The organism is Serratia sp. 506_PEND, from assembly GCF_001076875.1.
GTDB lineage: Bacteria > Pseudomonadota > Gammaproteobacteria > Enterobacterales > Enterobacteriaceae > Serratia > Serratia marcescens.
The window spans coordinates 1-3,280 of record NZ_JVEL01000625.1 but is presented as its reverse complement, the minus strand read 5'-3'; the positions used below and the strand labels follow the sequence as shown (position 1 = coordinate 3,280).

Here is a 3,280-nt window from a genome sequence, read left to right as displayed (position 1 = left end):
AGGCAGGTATTCTAACCAACTGAACTACCGCTCCACCGATTCTTTTACGTTGCATCTTTCGATGCCGGCAACATCGCGTTCTGCGATTTGCGCATTACCAGTCGTCACACTGATAACGTTTATTTGATGCCTGGCAGTGTCCTACTCTCGCATGGGGAGACCCCACACTACCATCGGCGCTACGGCGTTTCACTTCTGAGTTCGGCATGGGGTCAGGTGGGACCACCGCGCTATTGCCGCCAGGCAAATTCTGTTTCATTCCAACCGCTTCACTTCCATGAAGCCATCAGAACCAATCTCGGAACTTCGCTGAAAATCTCTCTAAAAACACCTTCGGTGTTGTAAGGTTAAGCCTCACGGATCATTAGTACTGGTTAGCTCAATGCATCGCTGCACTTACACACCCAGCCTATCAACGTCTTAGTCTTAAACGTTCCTTCAGGGGCCTTAAAGGCCCAGGGAAGACTCATCTTGAGGCAAGTTTCGCGCTTAGATGCTTTCAGCGCTTATCTTTTCCGCACTTAGCTACCGGGCAATGCCATTGGCATGACAACCCGAACACCAGTGGTGCGTTCACTCCGGTCCTCTCGTACTAGGAGCAACCCCTCTCAATCTTCCAACGCCCACGGCAGATAGGGACCGAACTGTCTCACGACGTTCTAAACCCAGCTCGCGTACCACTTTAAATGGCGAACAGCCATACCCTTGGGACCTACTTCAGCCCCAGGATGTGATGAGCCGACATCGAGGTGCCAAACACCGCCGTCGATATGAACTCTTGGGCGGTATCAGCCTGTTATCCCCGGAGTACCTTTTATCCGTTGAGCGATGGCCCTTCCATTCAGAACCACCGGATCACTAAGACCTACTTTCGTACCTGCTCGAGCCGTCACTCTCGCAGTCAAGCTAGCTTATGCCTTTGCACTAACCTCACGATGTCCGACCGTGATTAGCTAACCTTCGTGCTCCTCCGTTACTCTTTGGGAGGAGACCGCCCCAGTCAAACTACCCACCAGACACTGTCCTCACCCCGGATCACGGGGCCGAGTTAGAACATCAAACATTAAAGGGTGGTATTTCAAGGATGGCTCCACGCAGACTGGCGTCCACGCTTCAAAGCCTCCCACCTATCCTACACATCAAGGCTCAATGTTCAGTGTCAAGCTATAGTAAAGGTTCACGGGGTCTTTCCGTCTTGCCGCGGGTACACTGCATCTTCACAGCGAGTTCAATTTCACTGAGTCTCGGGTGGAGACAGCCTGGCCATCATTACGCCATTCGTGCAGGTCGGAACTTACCCGACAAGGAATTTCGCTACCTTAGGACCGTTATAGTTACGGCCGCCGTTTACTGGGGCTTCGATCAAGAGCTTCGCCTTGCGGCTGACCCCATCAATTAACCTTCCAGCACCGGGCAGGCGTCACACCGTATACGTCCACTTTCGTGTTTGCACAGTGCTGTGTTTTTATTAAACAGTTGCAGCCAGCTGGTATCTTCGACTGGCTTCAGCTCCATCCGCGAGGGACTTCACCTACATGCCAGCGTGCCTTCTCCCGAAGTTACGGCACCATTTTGCCTAGTTCCTTCACCCGAGTTCTCTCAAGCGCCTTGGTATTCTCTACCTGACCACCTGTGTCGGTTTGGGGTACGATTTAATGTTACCTGGAGCTTAGAGGATTTTCCTGGAAGCAGGGCATCAACTACTTCTGCACCGTAGTGCATCGTCATCACGCCTCAGGGTTAGCATGCAACCGGATTTACCAGGTCACACCCCCTACACGCTTAAACCGGGACAACCGTCGCCCGGCTAGCCTAGCCTTCTCCGTCCCCCCTTCGCAGTAACACCAAGTACAGGAATATTAACCTGTTTCCCATCGACTACGCTTTTCAGCCTCGCCTTAGGGGTCGACTCACCCTGCCCCGATTAACGTTGGACAGGAACCCTTGGTCTTCCGGCGAGCGGGCTTTTCACCCGCTTTATCGTTACTTATGTCAGCATTCGCACTTCTGATACCTCCAGCAACCCTCACAGGCCACCTTCAACGGCTTACAGAACGCTCCCCTACCCAACAACGCCTAAGCGTCGCTGCCGCAGCTTCGGTGCATGGTTTAGCCCCGTTACATCTTCCGCGCAGGCCGACTCGACCAGTGAGCTATTACGCTTTCTTTAAATGATGGCTGCTTCTAAGCCAACATCCTGGCTGTCTATGCCTTCCCACATCGTTTCCCACTTAACCATGACTTTGGGACCTTAGCTGGCGGTCTGGGTTGTTTCCCTCTTCACGACGGACGTTAGCACCCGCCGTGTGTCTCCCGTGATAACATTCTTCGGTATTCGGAGTTTGCATCGGTTTGGTAAGCCGGGATGGCCCCCTAGCCGAAACAGTGCTCTACCCCCGAAGATGAGTTCACGAGGCGCTACCTAAATAGCTTTCGGGGAGAACCAGCTATCTCCCGGTTTGATTGGCCTTTCACCCCCAGCCACAAGTCATCCGCTAATTTTTCAACATTAGTCGGTTCGGTCCTCCAGTTAGTGTTACCCAACCTTCAACCTGCCCATGGCTAGATCACCGGGTTTCGGGTCTATACCTTGCAACTAATCGCCCAGTTAAGACTCGGTTTCCCTACGGCTCCCCTATACGGTTAACCTTGCTACAAAATATAAGTCGCTGACCCATTATACAAAAGGTACGCAGTCACACCACGAAGGTGCTCCCACTGCTTGTACGTACACGGTTTCAGGTTCTATTTCACTCCCCTCGCCGGGGTTCTTTTCGCCTTTCCCTCACGGTACTGGTTCACTATCGGTCAGTCAGGAGTATTTAGCCTTGGAGGATGGTCCCCCCATATTCAGACAGGATGTCACGTGTCCCGCCCTACTCATCGAACTCACGACCTGTGCATTTTAGTGTACGGGGCTATCACCCTTTGCTGCGCGACTTTCCAGACGCTTCCACTAACACACAAGCCGATTCAGGTTCTGGGCTCCTCCCCGTTCGCTCGCCGCTACTGGGGGAATCTCGGTTGATTTCTTTTCCTCGGGGTACTTAGATGTTTCAGTTCCCCCGGTTCGCCTCATGCCACTATGTATTCATGACATGATAGTGTGTCGAAACACACTGGGTTTCCCCATTCGGGTATCGCCGGTTATAACGGTTCATATCACCTTACCGACGCTTTTCGCAGATTAGCACGCCCTTCATCGCCTCTGACTGCCTAGGCATCCACCGTGTACGCTTAGTCACTTAACCTCACAACCCGAAGATGTTTCCATCGTTCG

The 3,280-nt window shown here is 52.7% G+C and carries 2 rRNA genes; both read right to left on the bottom strand.

Going from position 1 to position 3,280, the window contains the following annotated elements:
• Positions 1-128 precede the first annotated feature (128 nt).
• Positions 129-244, bottom strand: a 5S ribosomal RNA gene (rrf, locus tag ADK28_RS28545).
• A gap of 99 nt (positions 245-343) precedes the next feature.
• Positions 344-3,251: ribosomal RNA gene (locus tag ADK28_RS28540) — 23S ribosomal RNA — on the bottom strand.
• Positions 3,252-3,280: the final 29 nt, after the last annotated feature.